Source organism: Ruegeria sp. AF2 (assembly GCF_056542025.1).
The window spans coordinates 1-17495 of the sequence record NZ_JBQFZC010000010.1 but is presented as its reverse complement, the minus strand read 5'-3'; the positions used below and the strand labels follow the sequence as shown (position 1 = coordinate 17495).

Annotated in this window: 14 protein-coding genes and 1 tRNA gene; all 15 read left to right on the top strand. The window is 59.8% G+C overall.

All coding sequences use genetic code 11. The annotated features are described in order from the left end of the window. Positions 1-12 precede the first annotated feature (12 nt). The 15 genes from ACR0NM_RS19525 (at position 13) to ACR0NM_RS19455 (ending at position 17384) form a co-directional block, all read left to right on the top strand. Complete coding sequence (locus ACR0NM_RS19525; protein WP_480616270.1) at positions 13-1488, top strand: Y-family DNA polymerase; 1476 nt, start codon at positions 13-15, stop codon at positions 1486-1488. After that, on the top strand, positions 1485-4832 hold the full coding sequence (locus ACR0NM_RS19520; RefSeq protein WP_480616268.1) for an error-prone DNA polymerase: 3348 nt from the start codon (positions 1485-1487) through the stop codon (positions 4830-4832). The genes ACR0NM_RS19525 and ACR0NM_RS19520 overlap by 4 nt, the downstream gene beginning before the upstream one ends. Before the next feature lie 145 nt (positions 4833-4977). Further along, positions 4978-5964 (top strand): cobaltochelatase subunit CobS, encoded by a 987-nt coding sequence (cobS, locus tag ACR0NM_RS19515; RefSeq protein WP_010437533.1) that lies wholly within the window; start codon positions 4978-4980, stop codon positions 5962-5964. A 121-nt stretch (positions 5965-6085) separates the two neighbouring features. Then, entirely contained in the window at positions 6086-7963 is a 1878-nt protein-coding gene (cobT, locus tag ACR0NM_RS19510; RefSeq protein ID WP_170392695.1) for a cobaltochelatase subunit CobT, read from the top strand. A gap of 265 nt (positions 7964-8228) precedes the next feature. After that, positions 8229-9395, top strand: coding sequence for an alpha/beta hydrolase (locus ACR0NM_RS19505; RefSeq protein ID WP_170392696.1), 1167 nt, complete (start codon positions 8229-8231; stop codon positions 9393-9395). 77 nt (positions 9396-9472) lie between these two features. Continuing rightward, complete coding sequence (locus tag ACR0NM_RS19500) at positions 9473-11263, top strand: aminopeptidase P family protein (protein WP_480616266.1); 1791 nt, start codon at positions 9473-9475, stop codon at positions 11261-11263. Positions 11264-11326: 63 nt separating this feature from the next. Continuing rightward, on the top strand, positions 11327-11671 hold the full coding sequence (locus tag ACR0NM_RS19495; protein WP_170392698.1) for a DUF427 domain-containing protein: 345 nt from the start codon (positions 11327-11329) through the stop codon (positions 11669-11671). An 86-nt stretch (positions 11672-11757) separates the two neighbouring features. Continuing rightward, positions 11758-12312, top strand: a complete 555-nt coding sequence (locus ACR0NM_RS19490; protein WP_170597492.1) for a DUF333 domain-containing protein — start codon at positions 11758-11760, stop codon at positions 12310-12312. Between the two features lie 704 nt (positions 12313-13016). Next, entirely contained in the window at positions 13017-13892 is an 876-nt protein-coding gene (locus tag ACR0NM_RS19485; RefSeq protein ID WP_480616264.1) for a carbon-nitrogen hydrolase family protein, read from the top strand. Between the two features lie 90 nt (positions 13893-13982). Then, positions 13983-14201 (top strand): translation initiation factor IF-1, encoded by a 219-nt coding sequence (gene infA, locus ACR0NM_RS19480; RefSeq protein WP_005978431.1) that lies wholly within the window; start codon positions 13983-13985, stop codon positions 14199-14201. A gap of 10 nt (positions 14202-14211) precedes the next feature. Beyond that, the gene (locus ACR0NM_RS19475) at positions 14212-14790 is read left to right on the top strand and encodes a Maf family protein (RefSeq protein ID WP_480616262.1); all 579 of its coding nucleotides are present in this window, start codon (positions 14212-14214) and stop codon (positions 14788-14790) included. Next, entirely contained in the window at positions 14787-15809 is a 1023-nt protein-coding gene (locus ACR0NM_RS19470; protein ID WP_480616260.1) for a ribonuclease E/G, read from the top strand. The genes ACR0NM_RS19475 and ACR0NM_RS19470 overlap by 4 nt, the downstream gene beginning before the upstream one ends. Continuing rightward, entirely contained in the window at positions 15806-15988 is a 183-nt protein-coding gene (locus ACR0NM_RS19465; RefSeq protein ID WP_170513305.1) for a DNA gyrase inhibitor YacG, read from the top strand. The genes ACR0NM_RS19470 and ACR0NM_RS19465 overlap by 4 nt, the downstream gene beginning before the upstream one ends. A 79-nt stretch (positions 15989-16067) precedes the next feature. Continuing rightward, positions 16068-16142: transfer RNA gene (locus ACR0NM_RS19460), tRNA-Phe, on the top strand. Positions 16143-16205: 63 nt separating this feature from the next. Next, a complete protein-coding gene (locus tag ACR0NM_RS19455) occupies positions 16206-17384 on the top strand; it encodes a DUF6538 domain-containing protein (protein ID WP_480616258.1) in 1179 nt (392 codons plus the stop codon). The last annotated feature ends 111 nt before the right edge of the window (positions 17385-17495 follow it).

The following is a 17495-nucleotide window of genomic DNA, read 5'->3' as shown; positions in this document are numbered from 1 at the left end:
TGGGGGTTTTATATGTTCGGCGGGATGCAGCGCCGCATCGTTTCACTCTGGTTTCCCCGGCTGGCAAGTGACCGGGCTTTGCGTGTGCGCCCGGTCGATGGGCCGTTTGTTCTGACGCTGAAACAGAACAATGCAAACCGGGTGTATTGCCTGAATGTACAGGCCCAGCGGCAGGGCCTGCACAGCGGCATGCCCTATTCTGATGCCCGCGCCTTTTGTCCCGATCTGCAAAGCCATCCCGCCGACCCGCAAGGAGATCAACGGTTTCTGCACGCCCTGCGCCGCTGGGCCACGCGCTATTGCCCCTGGGTCGGGCTGGAAGGTGAGGATGGGCTGGTTCTGGACATCACAGGATCGGCGCATCTTGCGGGCGGGGAAGAGATGATGCTGACCGATATGCGCAGGCGTCTGGCCCGGGCCAGGCTGGCGGTGCAGATCGGCCTTGCCCCCACACGCGGTGCGGCCTGGGCCTTGGCGCATTATGGCGAAGGGGTCGCGACCCAGGATACGCTGAAGGCCATCCGCGCCCTGCCGGTGGCAGCGCTGCGGCTGGATGAGGATACCTCGGTCGCGCTGCAACGGTTGGGCCTGCGCCGGATTGGCGAACTGGCGCAAACCCCGCGCGCGCCGCTGACACGCCGCTTTGGCCCCGAGGTACTGATGCGGCTGGATCAGGCGTTGGGGGATCAGCCCGAACAGATTACCCCGCTGGCCGATCCGCCCCATTACGGCGTGCGCATGACCCTGCCCGAGCCCATTGGGCTGTTGTCCGACATGATGGCCGGGGCGGAACGGCTGCTGGAACGGCTCTGCGACAAGCTGAAAGCGCAGGAAATGGGCGCGCGCAAGCTGTGCATGACCTTGCGCCGGGTGGATCAGGATCATCAGCAGGTCGAACTGCGGCTGGCCCGCCCCTTGCGTGATCCATATCGCATCCTGCCCCTGTTCGAGCGTGGACTGGCCGAGGTGGATGCAGGCTTTGGCGTCGATCAGCTGCGGCTGGAGGCCACGCTGGTGGAACCCCTGCCCGTGCGCCAGATCAGCCGCGCCGCAAGCCGGGGCAAGGATCAACTGGATGACCTGATCACCCGCATCGGCACCCGGATCGGGTTGGAACAGGTCCACCGCCTACTGCCCGCGCAAAGCCATATCCCCGAGCGCAGCTTCATCATCTCGCCCGCCGCCTATTCCGACCCTGCAGGGGGTTGGTGCGCCCTGCGCCCGCGCCCCCTGCAGCTGTTTCCGCCGGAACCCATCGCCGGATCGGGCCCGCACCCGCCGCGCCGCTTTCGCTGGCGGCGGATGTCGCTGACCACAGGCCGCTCAACCGGTCCCGAACGCATCTGCCCCGAATGGTGGCTGGAGGATGAGAACTGGCGCACAGGCTTGCGCGATTACTGGCAGGTTGAAACCCGGCAGGGGCGGCGATTGTGGCTGTATTACACGCCGCAGAATCCGGGATGGTTCGTGCATGGGGAATTCGCATGAGCAAACCGAACCCGCCCAGCTCACACGCGCAGGACCCCGGCTATGCCGAGTTGTGCGTGACCACCAATTTCACCTTCCTGACCGGAGCCTCGCACCCAGAAGAGCTGGTAACCCGCGCGGCAGAGCTGGGCCTGAAGGCCATCGCGATCACCGACCGGAACTCACTGGCCGGGGTGGTCCGGGGCTGGAGCGCATTGAAAGAACTGCGGCGCGAGGCGGAAGGCGCAGTTCAAATCCGCTCGCAACACCGGCTCGATTCCTCATCCCGGCAAGAGGTCGGGCATGTGCAGCCGATCGACAAACCGGACGTACCCGCCCTGCCCAAGTTGATCGTCGGCTGCCGTCTGGTTCTGCGCGACAGCGCGGTGCACTGGCTGGCCCTGCCCCGCGACCGCGCCGCCTATCAGCGGCTGACCCGGCTGCTGACCCTGGGCAAGCGACGGGCCGAGAAAGGCGACTGTCATCTGGATTTGAAAGACATGCTGGCGGCCTGTCAGGGGATGATCCTGATCGCGCTGCCTCAGTCAGGGTTGAAACAGGCCATCCCCGACATTCAGACCGTCCGGCGGCAGTTTCCCAACGCGGTCTTTCTGGGGGCCGTACCGCGTTATGACGGCAGTGACCGGGCCTATCTGGCGGCCTGTGCGCAGGCGGCGCTGCGGGCCTCGGCCCCCATGGTGGCGGTGGGCGATGTGTTGATGCACCGTGGCAACCGTCGCCAACTGGCCGATGTGCTGACCTGCATGCGCGAGCACATCACGATTGACCAGATCGGCACCCGCGCCCTGCCCAATGCCGAACGGCGGCTGAAAGGCTATGCGGATATGGCCCGGCTGTTTCAGGACCACCCCGGCGCGCTGCGCCGCACGCTGGAAATCGCCGATCGCTGCAGCTTTGACCTGAGCGAGCTGTCTTACGAATACCCAGACGAGATTGCCAGCACCGAGACCCCGCAGGCGCGGCTGGAACGTCTGGCGCGCGAGGGGCTGAAACGGCGCTATCCGGGCGGCCCGACCGAGAAGGCCATCAGCCTAATGAAAAAGGAACTGGCCCTGGTCGCGGATCTGGATTTCCCGGCCTATTTCCTGACCGTGCATGACATTGTGCAATTCGCCCGCTCGCAGGGCATTCTGTGTCAGGGGCGCGGATCAGCCGCCAATTCGATCCTGTGTTATCTGCTGGGCATCACCGATGTCAGCCCCGACATGATCGCCATGGTGTTCGAGCGTTTTGTCTCGAAGTACCGGGGTGAGCCGCCGGATATCGATGTGGATTTCGAACACGAGCGGCGCGAAGAGGTGATCCAGTGGATTTATGAGAAATATGGCCGCCACCGCGCGGGCCTCTGTGCCACGGTCATCCATTTCCGATCCCGCGCGGCAATCCGCGAGGTGGGCAAGGTGATGGGCCTGTCTCAGGACGTGACCGCGGGCCTGTCCGGCCAGATCTGGGGGATGAGCAATGGCGGCGTTGATGCCGAGAGGCTGCAGGAACTGGGCCTCGACCTCAAGGACCGACGCCTGATGCAGACGGTTCGCCTGATTGGCGAGATCATCGGCTTCCCCCGCCACCTGTCGCAGCATGTGGGCGGGTTTGTCATCACCAAGCAGCGGCTGGATGAGCTCTGCCCGATCGAAAACGCCGCGATGGAAGACCGCACCGTGATCGAATGGGACAAGGATGACATCGACGCGCTTGGCATTCTGAAGGTGGATATATTGGGGCTGGGGATGCTCAGCTGTATCCGCAAGGCGTTTGACCTGATGCGGCAGCATGACGGCGAAACCCTCAGCATCGCGACCGTCCCGCAAGAGGACGTGGCGACCTATGACATGCTGTGTGCCGCTGATGCGGTGGGCGTGTTTCAGGTCGAAAGCCGGGCACAAATGAATTTCCTGCCCCGGATGAGGCCGCGCGAATTCTACGATCTGGTGATCGAGGTTGCCATCGTCCGCCCCGGCCCTATCCAGGGCGATATGGTGCAGCCCTATATCCGGCGGCGCAACGGGCTGGAAAAGTCCGAACCCTTCGGCCCTGCCTTGGAAGAGGTGACGCGGCGCACGCTGGGCGTGCCGCTGTTTCAGGAACAGGCCCTGCAAATCGCCGTGGTTGGTGCAGGGTTTTCGGCGGAAGAGGCGGATCACCTGCGCCGCTCGCTGGCCTCGTTCCGGCGCATGGGGACGATTGGCACATATCGTGACAAGTTCATCGCAGGGATGCTGAACAACGGCTATACGCCCGAGGTCGCCGACCGCTGCTTTGGCCAGATCGAAGGCTTTGCCGATTACGGCTTTCCCGAAAGCCATGCGGCGGCTTTTGCGATGCTGGCCTATGTCTCGGCCTGGATGAAATGCCACCACCCGGCGATCTTTGCCTGCGCGCTACTGAACTCGCAGCCCATGGGGTTTTATGCCCCCGCCCAGATCGTGCGGGACGCGCGCGAGCATGGGGTCGAGATCCGCCCAGTCTGCGTCAACGCCTCGACCTGGGACAATCTGCTGGAACGCCGCGCCGATGGGGCGCTGGCCCTGCGGCTGGGCTTTCGCCAGATCAAAGGGTTCAAGCAGGAGGACGCAGATTGGATCGTGGCTGCGCGGGGCAATGGCTATCCGGACCCCGAAACGCTGTGGCTGCGCGCAGGGCTGCGCCCGGATGTGCTGACCCGTCTGGCCGAGGCGGATGCGTTTTCCGGCATGGACCTGACCCGGCGCGACGCCCTGTGGCATGTCAAAGCCATCCGCAGCCGGACCGCCCTGCCGCTGTTCAATGACCCTATCGATGGCGAAAGCATCAATGAGCCGCAGGTCAACCTGCCGGTGATGCATCTGGGCGAGGAGGTTGTCGAAGACTACGTCTCGACCCGTCTGACCCTACGCTCGCACCCGATGGAGCTGTTGCGCCCATCCATCCCCGGCCTTGTGCCGCATGCCACGCTGCAGGACATCCCGCTGGGCCGCTACAGCGTCTGCGGGCTGGTGATCACGCGCCAACGGCCGGGAACCGCCTCGGGCGTGATCTTTCTGACGCTTGAAGATGAAACCGGGGTCAGCAATGTGGTTGTCTGGCCCAAGGTTTATGAACGCTTTCGCCGCATCGTGATGGGCGGGCGGTTGCTGCAGGTCTGCGGGTATCTGCAGCGCGAGGGGATCGTCGTGCATCTGATCGCGCAGGAAATCACCGATATGTCGCATAAACTGTCCGAGCTTGGGCATCCGCTGGATGAGGCCATCGGCATCACCCAACCGCAAGCGGATGACACCCCGCGCCCCCGGCAGAACGGCCCAAGCGCCCGCCATCCGCGCGAACAGGCCAAGCGTCTGTTCCCGAGCCGGGATTTTCACTAGAACCCGCGCCAGCATAAGGCCAGTTTCAAAGAAACATCTGGCTAACGTGATCCGGTCACCTCTTTCCCTTGCCCTTGCCCGCAATATGTTGCACCACACACGGGTTCAAACCCGGTGAACGGGCCAAAGGATAAGGACAAGGCGCATGGCTGACGGATCGATCGACATCAACGCAAAACCCACCGAGGACATTTCGGTTCGCGAGGTGTTTGGCATTGACAGCGATATGGCAGTCAAAGGCTTTGCCGAACGCAGCGACCGCGTGCCGGTGATCGATCCGACCTACAAGTTCGATCCCGAAACCACGCTGGCGATTCTTGCGGGCTTTACCCATAACCGCCGGGTGATGATTCAGGGCTATCACGGCACCGGGAAATCGACCCATATCGAACAGGTTGCCGCCCGTCTGAACTGGCCTGCCGTGCGCGTGAACCTCGACAGCCATATCAGCCGGATCGACCTGATTGGTAAGGACGCGATCAAACTGCGCGACGGCAAGCAGGTCACTGAATTCCACGAAGGCATCCTGCCCTGGGCGCTGCGCAACCCCGTTGCCATCGTCTTCGACGAATACGACGCAGGCCGTGCGGATGTGATGTTCGTGATCCAGCGCGTGCTGGAACATGACGGCAAACTGACCTTGCTGGACCAGAACGAGATCATCACACCGAACCCGAACTTCCGCCTGTTTGCGACGGCCAACACTGTGGGTCTGGGCGACACCACCGGCCTCTATCACGGTACACAGCAGATCAACCAGGCGCAGATGGACCGCTGGTCTCTGGTTTCGACGCTGAACTATCTCAGCCACGATGCCGAGACTATGATCGTTCTGTCGAAAGCGCCGCATTACAACACCGCCGAGGGCCGCAAGACCGTCAGCCAGATGGTCACCGTCGCCGACCTAACCCGGACCGCCTTCATGAACGGCGATCTGTCGACCGTCATGAGCCCCCGGACCGTGATCAACTGGGCCCAAAACGCAGAAATCTTCCGCAACATCGGCTATGCCTTCCGCCTGTCGTTCCTGAACAAATGTGACGAGCTAGAGCGCCAGACGGTTGCTGAGTTCTATCAGCGCTGCTTTGATGAGGAACTGCCGGAAAGCGCGGCGAGCGCGAGCTTGGGCTAAGCAATATGAATTGCGCCCTGCGGGGCGCAATGCCTCCGGCGGAGGTATTTTTGGCCAGATGAAGGGGGATCCGGTTTCGCATTGATGCGGCGGGTCACTGCAACACAAAGGGCGATTGAACATGGTGCAGAAGAACGACAATCCTGCTGATCCGTTCAAGAAGGCTCTGGCCGAGGCTACTAAAGTTATGGCCGACGACCCCGAATTGTCGGTGAGCTACACTGTTGATCCATCGGGCCTGTCGGGCGAGTCGATGCGTTTGCCGCAGGTCTCACGCCGGATGACGCGCGAAGAGGTTCTGTTGGCGCGCGGAACGGCAGACGCGTTAGCTTTACAACGCAAATATCATGATGACGCGACCCATGCGCGATATGCCCCTCCAGGTGATATGGCGCGGGATCTTTATGAGGCGATGGAGACCGCCCGGTGCGAGGCGATGGGTGCGCGGGACATGCCCGGCACCGCGTCGAATATCGACGTCAAGATCGGGCACGAGGCGATCCGGCGCGGCTATGATCAGTGCAAACAGCCTGCGGATGCGCCATTGGCTGTGGCGGCAGGCTATCTGATCCGGCATCTGGCCACGGGCCGCGACATGCCGCCTGCCGCCGAGAATGTCATGAACCTGTGGCGCGGATTTATCGAGGAACAGGCCGGCGGGACGCTGGAAAATCTTGACGAAATCCTCTCGGACCAGGCCGAATTTGCCAAATTCGCCCGACAGATGATCAAAGACCTGGGTTACGGCGATCAGCTGGGTGATGACCCGGATGAACTGGACGACGAACAGGAAGATCAGGCCGAAGAAGACGCCGAAGAGCAGCCCGATCCCGACAGCACCGGGCAGGATGATCAGGACGAACAGGACGCCGACGCGACGCCTGAGCAAACTCAGGAAGAACAGCAGGACCAGTCTCAAGCCCAGGTCTCGATGGACGAGATGGCCGAGGATGAGATGGGCGATGAGGCTGAAATGCCCGAGGGCGAGGCTCCGCTAGAACCGCCTGCCCCGCCACCTGCGTCCGAGGCGGACCCGGATTACAAGGTCTATCTGAACACCCACGACGAAGAGATCGCAGCTGAAGATTTGGCGGAACCGGCAGAGCTGGAGCGCCTACGTGCGTATCTGGATCAGCAGTTGGAGCCGCTGAAAGGTGCGGTCAGCCGTCTCGCCAACAAGCTGCAACGCCGCTTGCAGGCACAGCAGAACCGGTCTTGGGAATTCGACCGCGAGGAAGGCATTCTGGATGCCGGACGTCTGGCGCGCGTCGTGGCCAACCCGACCACGCCGCTAAGCTTCAAGGTCGAAAAAGATACCGAATTCCGCGATACAGTGGTGACGCTGCTTCTGGACAATTCCGGCTCGATGCGGGGCCGTCCGATCTCGATTGCCGCGATCTGTGCAGATGTCCTGGCGCGGACGCTGGAACGTTGCAACGTCAAGGTCGAGATTCTGGGCTTTACCACCCGGGCCTGGAAAGGCGGTCAGGCGCGCGAGGCGTGGCTGAACGATGGCCGCCCGCAACAACCGGGGCGACTGAACGATCTGCGCCACATCATCTACAAAGGCGCCGATGCCCCATGGCGTCGCGCGCGACCCAATCTGGGTCTGATGATGAAAGAGGGCCTGCTGAAGGAAAACATCGACGGTGAGGCGTTGGAATGGGCGCATCGCCGGATGCTCGCGCGGCGTGAGGCCCGCAAGATCCTGATGGTGATCTCGGATGGCGCGCCGGTGGATGATTCCACGCTCAGCGTGAACCCGGCGAACTATCTGGAAAAACACCTGCGCGACGTGATCGCAATGGTGGAAAAACGCAAGATGGTGGAATTGTTGGCCATCGGGATCGGCCATGACGTGACCCGCTATTATGATCGCGCCGTCACGATCACCGATGTCGAGCAGCTTGCAGGTGCTATGACCGAGCAGTTGGCCGCACTGTTCGACAGCGACCCGCGCGCCCGCGCGCGCGTGATGGGGATGAAGCGGGCCAGTTGACGGCCCTGCTTCGACGGTGCAGACTTAGTGCCATCCAAGCCAGTTTTTGCACCGCTGAAGTCGACTTTGCTTATGGTGGCGTAACGGATAGCGCATAAGCGCTATATCGAAGGGCAGGAACATTATTCGTTCTCCTGTTTATCTGCTTGGATAGTGTCCCAACCCTGCCCGGCCTGCTTGTAGCTGGTCCTGAGATACGCCCTAGAAACCCTTGAGATTGTTGTTGAACCTTGTCGTTCCGCGAGAAACGGAGTGTATTTGCCCCATGCGCTATGAGTTTGCAGACTGTATTCTGGATGTGGATCGACACGTCCTGACCCGCCGGGGTGAGCCCGTCGCAATCGAACCTCAGGTATTCGATCTGTTGGTCCTCTTGGCCCAGCACCCAGGTAAGCTGGTGCCCCGGGACGAGATCATCGCGCGTGTATGGAGTGGCCGCTTTGTCTCGGATTCTACCATCAGCGCACGAATTGCAGCGGCGCGTAAAGCAGTCGGCGACGATGGCAAAGCGCAGCGGATCATTCGGACAGTCGTACGGCGCGGGTTGCAAATGGCGGCGGATGTGACCTGTGACGCCGACACCGATTCAGGCGTAGACAACCATACGCAACGGCTGCGTTACGCGCGCGGTGCGAAGGGTCGCGCTGTTCCATACACGCTTTCCGGTGATGGGTTGCCGGTACTGCGCATCGGTTCGGTCGTGCACGATCTGGAGGCGGAATGGCGCATCCCGTCCGAGCGTACCCGGTTACAGGACATGGCAAACCGTTTCCGCCTGTTACGCTACAACAAGGACAATGACGTCAGCTCAAACATCGACCATCAGGCGGTGTATGACCGCAGAATAGAAGAAATCCTGACCGTCGTGAATGCAGCGGGGTTTGACCGCTTTTCCATTCTCGGTGAAATGGGCGGCACCTTCCCTGCCCTACACTTCGCCGCAAGGCACCCCGAGCGGATTGACAAGCTGATTATCTCCGGCGGATGGGCAGAAGGGCGAGATTACCGGGAAGATACCAAACAACCCGACTCGATCCGGTCACTGATCGCGGAAGGGTGGAACACGCCGGGCAGCGGCTATGCTATGGGCGCTGAATTCAGCTATTTTCCAGAAGGTCCGCTGGATAGCGTTCGGCACATGGTCAATGAATTGCAGACACTTTATTCAAGCGAGGAAAGACTTCACTACCGTGACATCGCCAATAGCACCTCGGTGCTGCAACTTCTTCCGATGGTGCAATGCCCCACTCTGGTTCTGCACGGGCGGCACACAGCCGTTCACCCCCTATCCGAGGCGCGCAAACTGGCGGCTGGAATCCCCAATGCCTCGCTCGTGATCCTTGAGACCGGCAACCAGATACCATTGCCTGGAAATGAGGCCTACAACCCGTATATCCAGGCCATTCAACGCTTTCTTGAGACAGAAGAATAGTGTGCGCCGGGGCGCTGGACATTTCCTACCGCAGGCCGCAGGTTTGCGCGCAGCAAGACCGACGAATGAGGCCGCCCATGTTCCAGAGTTTCGAAGTGACCGCACGCCCCGAGCAAGGCCCACCACGATTGGCCGCTTTGCGGGACGAGCTGGCGCGCGAAGGCCTGCAGGGCTTCCTGATCCCGCGTGCGGATGCGCATCAGGGTGAATATGTGGCCCCTCGGGATGAAAGGCTGGCCTGGCTTACCGGATTCACCGGTTCTGCGGGGTTTTGCGCGGCGCTCACGGACATTGCCGGGGTTTTCATCGACGGGCGCTATCGCACTCAGGTAAAGGCCCAGGTCGCACAGGATTACACTCCGGTCCCATGGCCAGATGTCAGCCTGAGCGCGTGGTTGAAAGAGCAATTGCCAAATGGCGGCAAAGTCGGGTTTGATCCGTGGCTCCACGCTGCAGGACAGATTTCGTCTGCACAGAAAGAGCTTGAAGGCAGCGGCGTCGAACTGGTGCGCTGTGATAACCTTGTAGACCGAATTTGGGCGGATCAACCCGACCCTCCGATGAATCCTGTCAGGGCACATCCGATTGAATTTGCAGGTGAAAGCGCCGAGAGCAAAATCAAGCGCCTCGCGAGTGACCTGCAGAGCGCAGATCGCGCGGCAGCGGTGATCACCTTGCCGGATTCGATCATGTGGTTGTTGAATATCCGCGGCGCGGACATCGCATACAACCCTGTGGCCCATGGCTTTGCCATCCTGCACGGTGATGGGCGGGTGGATCTGTTCATGGCCGCTGCCAAACTGAACGGGCTGAAGGATCATCTGGTCCCGCAGGTCACCCAACACCAACCCGACGCGTTCCTGACAGCGGTTGAGGCACTTGAAGGCAAGGTACAGGTCGATCCGGGAACGGTTCCGCAGATCGTAGCGGATGCGTTGGGGGACCGTATGGTCGATGGCGGCGATCCCTGCGCCCTGCCCAAAGCCCGCAAGAACCCGGCCGAAATCGCAGGCACGGCCGAGGCACATCTGCGAGATGCCGCAGCGGTGATCGAACTGCTGTGTTGGCTGGACGCGCAGAAGCCCGGCACCCTGACAGAGACACAGGTAGTAACGCGGCTGGAAGAAAGCCGCCGCCGGGACAACGCGCTGCAGGATATCTCATTCGACACCATCGCGGGCACCGGGCCGAACGGGGCCATCATGCATTATCGCGTGACCGAGGAAACCGACAGCAGGCTGGAAAACGGTCACCTGCTGGTGCTGGACAGCGGTGGGCAATATCTGGACGGCACCACCGATATCACCCGCACAATTGCAATCGGCGATGTTGGGGATGAGGAGAAGGCCTGCTTTACACGCGTCCTCAAAGGCATGATCGCCATGTCGATGCTACGCTGGCCTGTTGGCTTGGCAGGACGCGATATCGAATGCGTAGCGCGGCTGCCGCTGTGGCTGGCCGGGCAGGATTTCAACCATGGGGTCGGTCATGGGGTCGGTACCTATCTCAGCGTGCATGAAGGCCCTCAGCGCCTGTCTCGGGTCAGCCATGTCCCGCTTGAGCCGGGTATGATCCTGTCGAACGAGCCGGGATATTACCGCGAGGGTGCTTTTGGCATCCGGCTTGAGAACCTTGTCGTAGTGGAAGAGGCCCCAAACCTGCCCAGCGGTGACGACGAACGCGCCATGCTGAACTGGCGTACGCTGACTTATGTCCCAATCGACAGGCGTTTGATTGTAGTCGAAATGCTGACACGAGAGGAACGTGCTTGGCTGAACGCCTATCACCGCGACGTGGCGGAAAAAGTCCGGCCAAGGCTGGGCGACGCCGCTCAACTGTGGTTGGATGCCGCAACCGCACCGGTCTGACACAGGATTGTTACATAGTTTGGGCAGAGGAGAAGCCCTGACACGACGAGGGAAGGAACAGGAATGACAGACACCATCACGATCCGCAAAGCACCGGGCAAATGGAGCGTCCGTTCAGGCGGCGCGATTTTGGGTGAAACCAACAACGCGCTGGAACTTCTGGAAGGCGACAAAGACCCGGTTATCTACTTCCCGCGTGCGGACATTGCGATGGCCTTTCTAGATCGGACCAACAAAGTCACCCAATGCGCAGGCAAGGGAGACGCCACGCATTTCTCGATCGTAAACAAATCCTCAGTCACCGAAAACGCCGCTTGGAGTTATGAAAACCCGATCGACGCGGTGGCCGAAATCAAGGATCACTTGGCCTTTTATCCCGCAGACTCGATCAAGGTGGAACAACTCTGATCCCAGTATCCGTGCAGGACCGGATCGATCTGCAAAACGGCGAAAATCCTCAGAACCTGCCCTGTCCACAATGTTGCGAGGTGACCATGACAAAGCGTCTATTGAATTCCGCAGGCACGATTGCGACCCTGACGATGGCCTTTTCAATGGCCCTGCCCGCCGCAAGCTCTGCCAACACCGGTCTGGCCAATCCCGCGGCAACATATTGCATCGCGCAAGGCGGGCTCTACGGTATCCATGACGGTCCGGACGGTCAGAGCGGTATCTGCCAATTGCCCGACGGCACCCGGATCGATGCATGGACCTATTTTCGCGAACACCATGCGGGCGCGGATGGCAGCAAGCCGGTCGGCCTTGCAAATCCCGCCGCCGTGTACTGTGGCTCAATTGGAGGCGAATATGACCTGACCACGTCTCGCTGCGCACTGAGCGACGGTACGTCCGCCGATGCATGGGAGCTGTACCGCAAGGCACATGGAAAAACGCATCAGGTGGTGAACCCCGCAGCAGCCTACTGCCTTGAGATCGGCGGCAGCTACAAGATCAAAGACACTGGTTCGGGTCAGGTGGGTATATGCACCAAGCCGGACGGCACCTCGCAGGACGCATGGGCCCTGTTCCGTGCGGAAAATCCCGAGTGATCCGATCCGATAATCAAGCCCGACATCCACACCCAAAATGAACCTGAAGCCTCGATTGAGCCGCAGTTTATCGACGATCAGAGCGCGTGTTAGTGACCGTTTTGCGACAGCCTGATCGCGTCCATTAAGTCGCCTTGGCTAATTTTCAGGTTTTCCTGCTACGGAAGCACATCATCTGGCTGTAGATTTCACTAGGATTTGCCTTCCTCGCTTTCGATGAAGGGTTCGAGATTCACGAAAGTCTGGACAGGGCATTTCACCGCTTTTTCGGGATTGCACAAACCAGCCTGACCGACCGGATCGACGACATACCTGATCTCCGGATTTGCCCTTCAGACCGCATCCTTGGTGCTCGATGCCGTTACAAATGACAGCGCCTTGTTTCCGTGAGCCGATATCCCCGGGGCCAATGTTCTTGATGTAAAACTGCCCCTTCGCACGCTTGAAGAACTTGAAAAACTGATGCCCGAGGTGGAGTTCCTTGCCTGTTTCGTTCAGGTTCTTCGATAGGTCAAATCGACCTCTGATCAGCCATTCGATGCAATCTCTGCACCGGCGGCCGAGAAAACCTGCCAATAAACACACACCCGCCTCGAAACAGTAAGTCGCAACATAGGTTTCAGAATCACCCGTGCCGCGATTGCAGTAGCCCTGGACGATCTGCTGTTCTAGTGTCGCGCAGCGACCAGACATAGGACTCGGGAATGAAAATCGCCACCGCCGCCTACGACCTCGATTGGCTCGATAGTTGGGCTCAATATGAAGACAAGCTTGAGGCATGGGTTTCCGAGGCCGCAGGACAAGGTGCCGGCCTTCTGGTCTTTCCCGAATATGGCGCAATGGAGTTGTCGACGCTCGACGGCCCTAAGGTGGCCGGTGATCTCGAACGCTCAATCCGGGCGGTTTCCGACCGGATGGAAGATGTACAAGTTGTGCATTCGCGCCTTGCAAAGATGTACAACACATACATTCTGGGGGCTTCCGCCCCGGTCATCGACGGACCAGGGCGCCCGGTGAACCGCGCAGTGTTCTACGCTCCTGACGGTCGTCTCGATCATCAGGACAAGCAGATCATGACACGGTTTGAACGCGAGGCCTGGGACATCGCCCCGGGCGGTTCGTTGAAACTGTTTGATACCGCATTGGGTAAAATCGGCGTTCTGATCTGCTATGACAGTGAGTTCCCTCTCTTGGGTCGGGCCCTGAGCGAGGCCGATTTGATCCTCGTACCATCCTGCACCGAAGCCCTGTCCGGGTATTGGCGTGTGCGGATCGGCGCCATGTCTCGTGCCCTTGAAAATCAATGTGTTACGGTAATGTCATCGTTAGTTGGCAGCAATGAATGGTCCGAAGCAGTCGACATGAATACCGGCATGGGTGGCGTGTTTGGCCCGCCCGATATCGGGTTCCCACCGACGGGAGTGCTTGCCGAGGGCACGCTGAATACCGCCGGCTGGACCTATGCCGAGGCCGACCTGTCCACAATTGCAAACGTCCGCGCAGACGGGTGGGTGTTGAACCGCACGCACTGGACCGAGCAAGACGCTCGGGTCGATTCAGTCACAATATCACCCCTTTAGGTGACTTCGCCCTTGAAATAAGGCCGAAATAGGCTCATTTAAGCGCACGATCTGCAGATTCTGCAGGTGCAACCTAATGATGGAGACAACATGGCCAAGGAAGATACGCTCGAATTTCCCGGTGTCGTGAAGGAACTCCTGCCTAATGCGACGTTTCGGGTCGAGCTGGAAAACGGCCATGAGATCATCGCACATACGGCAGGCAAGATGCGCAAGAACCGCATCCGTGTTCTGGCCGGCGACAAAGTTCAGGTCGAAATGACCCCATATGATCTGACCAAGGGTCGGATCAACTATCGCTTCAAGTAACGCTTCGTACATGGCGTTTATCCTCGGATCGGGCAGCCCGCGGCGGCTGGACCTGCTGGCGCAGCTTGGCGTTCAGCCCGATGCGATCCGTCCGCCAGATATCGATGAAACCCCGCTGAATGGCGAACTGCCGACCCCCTATTGCAGCCGCATCACCCGGCAAAAAGTTCAGGCTGTTCAAGCTGATAGCGATGATATCACCTTGTGTGCTGACACAACGGTCGCACTGGGTCGCCGCATTCTTGGCAAACCCGAAGACGCGGGACAAGCTGCAGAGTTTCTGCACGCCCTGTCCGGCCGACGCCATCGGGTGATCACTTCGGTCGCTGTGCGGCGCGGGGATAAAATCCTCCAGCGTGACGTGGTTTCTCAGGTAAAAGTGAAACGTCTGTCCGACAGCGAAATCAATGCCTATCTTGCGACCGATGACTGGCAGGGCAAGGCCGGAGCCTATGCAATACAAGGTCCTGCCGGTGCGTTCATCCCGTGGATTTCAGGCTCGTTCACCGGTATCGTCGGCCTGCCCCTGTCCGAAACGGCTGCACTGCTGCAAGGCATCGGCTATCCCTTATATCGCGAGGTATCATGAAGGGTCGTACCATCATTCTGGATCATATTCAGGGACGCGAAGCTGCAGCTCTGATGGTGGATGGTGTTCTCGACGATTTCCTGATCGCCACAGATGCCCCTGCGCCAGGTACGATCTACCGCGCCCGCGCCGATCGTCCGGTCAAAGGTCAGGGCGGCATGTTTCTCACCACACCCGACGGCCCGGCTTTTCTGAGGCAAGTCAAAGGGTTGGCACCCGGCGCTTTGCTACTGGTGCAGGTGACCGGATATGCCGAGCCCGGCAAAGCCATACCCGTCTCGAATCGTATTTTGTTCAAAAGCCGCTTTGCGATCGTGACACCTGACGCGCCCGGCCTGAACATCTCGCGCCGAATCCGTGATGAAGATATGCGCGACCAACTTCTCGAAATCGCGCATGAGCAAATGGGAAACAGCACGCACGGCCTGATCCTGCGCTCGTGCTGTCAGGCGGCGGATGCAGATGAAATCGCTGAAGATATCTCAGCCATGCTGGTACTTGCCGAGCAGGTATTGGCTGATACGGGCAGTGAACCAGAATTGCTGAGCGAGGGCGATGGTCCGCATATCCTGGCCTGGCGTGATTGGACGGACCCGGCTGAGGTCGTGACCACATCCGGCGGATTTGAGGACCACGGTGTCGTTGATGCGCTCGATACAGCAAAGGGGATTTCCGAAACGCTTCCCGGTGGAGGACACCTCTATATCCAACCGACCCGCGCGCTGGTTGCGGTGGATGTGAACACCGGCGCCGACACATCTCTCGCGGCGGGAACCAAAGCTAACTTCGCCTGCGCCAAAGCCCTGCCGCGCGCCCTGCGCGTGCGCGGGTTGGGGGGGCAGATCACTCTGGACCTTGCACCGATGCCCAAGAAAGACCGGAGGGGTTTCGAATCGGCCTTGCGGTCGGCATTCAAGTCCGATCCTGACGAGACGATCCTGGCCGGTTGGACCCCGCTTGGCCATTTCGAACTACAGCGCAAACGTGGTCGTATCCCATTGACGGAGATCCTGAAATGAGCTGCCCGATCTGCGGAGAAGATACCCAGCAGGCCTTTCGACCATTCTGCTCCAAACGCTGCGCGGATATCGATCTGGCAAAATGGCTAAACGGTTCTTATGCGGTGCCATCGCAACGTGAAGAAGACGCCGAGACGACCTCGGAACCAACCGAAAGCCCCACGTCTCGCCCGCATTGAAAAAATGTCAAAAAGCCTCTGGACACTGCCTGTGGCAAGTCATAGAAGGCCTCCACCCAATGGCAAACGCCATTCCCGTGCCCGGGTAGCTCAGGGGTAGAGCAGTGGATTGAAAATCCTCGTGTCGGTGGTTCGATTCCGCCCCCGGGCACCATTCCCAACAGGTAAGCTACTGTTTCCCTTCAGCTTTAACTGGAGCTGACCAAGGGCGTAGTACATGCTGGAGAACAAAACCGTTCCCTTCTCATTTGTGAAAGCAGGGGTCTTCTACTTCACACGACGGGTCCCGAAGGACCTCGATCACCACTATACCACCGGAAAAATATCGTTCTCGCTGCGGACAAGATCAGAGGCGGTCGCAAAGTCCCGAGCGCAAAGAGCTGCTCAGCAACTGGATGAACACTGGTATCACCTACGCATCCAAGACGTAGACCTACCGGGTAAGCATCTTCTGAGGATGGGAGCTGCCGCCGAGCTTGGGTCTTCGATGTCATGCAGCGATCAAGCCAGCGTTGACGCTGTAAAGCTCTCAGAAGCCGTATCAGTCTATCTGCAGCTGAAGGGGCAAGGACGCCCAATCACCTTCCACAGGGCTGCTGAGCGGTCGTGTGGCTATGTCTTGGATGTCTGCGGGGACAAAGACATCAGAAGCTATACCAAGGTGGATGCCAATGCGTTTCGCGACGAGCTGGTGAAGCGAGAATTGGCGGGTAGCAGTATCACCCGCATCTTTGGGACCGTCAGATCAGTCATCAACTTCGCTGCTTCTGAAGCCGGTATCACACTGACCAACCCATTCTCTGGTGTGTATTATGACAGGAGTGCTGGTGTCGAAGATCGAGACCCTATGCCAATCGAAGCGATCCGCTCTCTGCAATCTCAATGCCGGTCCCTTGATGACGACTTGCGATGGCTGGTTGCTCTGATCTCGGACACAGGGATGCGGCTTGCAGAAGCTGCGGGTTTGCTCAAAGAGGATTTCGAGCTGAATGACCCAGTGCCTCACGTAGTTGTCCAAGAGCATCCTTGGCGTCGCTTGAAGACATCAGGTAGCAACCGAAAGGTGCCTCTGGTCGGGGCGTCACTGTGGGCCGCCAAGCGCTTGCTCTCTGAGAACGTTGACAGCCAGTTCGCTTTTCCCCGGTACAACAAATCGAAAACCACGAACGCTAATTCTGCCAGTGCCGCGCTGAACAAATGGATGAAGCCATATGTACCGAGCCGTTGCACCATGCACAGCTTTCGTCATTCGATGCGTGACAGGCTTCGCGCTGTCGAGTGTCCGTCCGACATCGTCGACCAGATAGGTGGCTGGCAAACCGAAGGCGTAGGGCATGGATATGGTAAGGGTTATCCGCTTGAAGTGCTGAGCAAATGGCTGGAAGCAACGGCATAGCTCCAGCATGTACTACGCCCTTGGTCAGCTCCAGTTAAAGCTGAAGGGAAACAGTAGCTTACCTGTTGGGAATGGTGCCCGGGGGCGGTGTTCTATTCCCGTTACAGGCAC

What these genes read in the sequence shown, in the direction of transcription:
- ACR0NM_RS19525 (WP_480616270.1), top strand. Translation starts at nt 13, where the DNA reads ATGTTCGGCGGGATGCAGCGCCGCATCGTTTCACTCTGGTTTCCCCGG.
- ACR0NM_RS19520 (WP_480616268.1), top strand. Translation starts at nt 1,485, where the DNA reads ATGAGCAAACCGAACCCGCCCAGCTCACACGCGCAGGACCCCGGCTAT.
- cobS (WP_010437533.1), top strand. Translation starts at nt 4,978, where the DNA reads ATGGCTGACGGATCGATCGACATCAACGCAAAACCCACCGAGGACATT.
- cobT (WP_170392695.1), top strand. Translation starts at nt 6,086, where the DNA reads ATGGTGCAGAAGAACGACAATCCTGCTGATCCGTTCAAGAAGGCTCTG.
- ACR0NM_RS19505 (WP_170392696.1), top strand. Translation starts at nt 8,229, where the DNA reads ATGCGCTATGAGTTTGCAGACTGTATTCTGGATGTGGATCGACACGTC.
- ACR0NM_RS19500 (WP_480616266.1), top strand. Translation starts at nt 9,473, where the DNA reads ATGTTCCAGAGTTTCGAAGTGACCGCACGCCCCGAGCAAGGCCCACCA.
- ACR0NM_RS19495 (WP_170392698.1), top strand. Translation starts at nt 11,327, where the DNA reads ATGACAGACACCATCACGATCCGCAAAGCACCGGGCAAATGGAGCGTC.
- ACR0NM_RS19490 (WP_170597492.1), top strand. Translation starts at nt 11,758, where the DNA reads ATGACAAAGCGTCTATTGAATTCCGCAGGCACGATTGCGACCCTGACG.
- ACR0NM_RS19485 (WP_480616264.1), top strand. Translation starts at nt 13,017, where the DNA reads ATGAAAATCGCCACCGCCGCCTACGACCTCGATTGGCTCGATAGTTGG.
- infA (WP_005978431.1), top strand. Translation starts at nt 13,983, where the DNA reads ATGGCCAAGGAAGATACGCTCGAATTTCCCGGTGTCGTGAAGGAACTC.
- ACR0NM_RS19475 (WP_480616262.1), top strand. Translation starts at nt 14,212, where the DNA reads ATGGCGTTTATCCTCGGATCGGGCAGCCCGCGGCGGCTGGACCTGCTG.
- ACR0NM_RS19470 (WP_480616260.1), top strand. Translation starts at nt 14,787, where the DNA reads ATGAAGGGTCGTACCATCATTCTGGATCATATTCAGGGACGCGAAGCT.
- ACR0NM_RS19465 (WP_170513305.1), top strand. Translation starts at nt 15,806, where the DNA reads ATGAGCTGCCCGATCTGCGGAGAAGATACCCAGCAGGCCTTTCGACCA.
- ACR0NM_RS19455 (WP_480616258.1), top strand. Translation starts at nt 16,206, where the DNA reads ATGCTGGAGAACAAAACCGTTCCCTTCTCATTTGTGAAAGCAGGGGTC.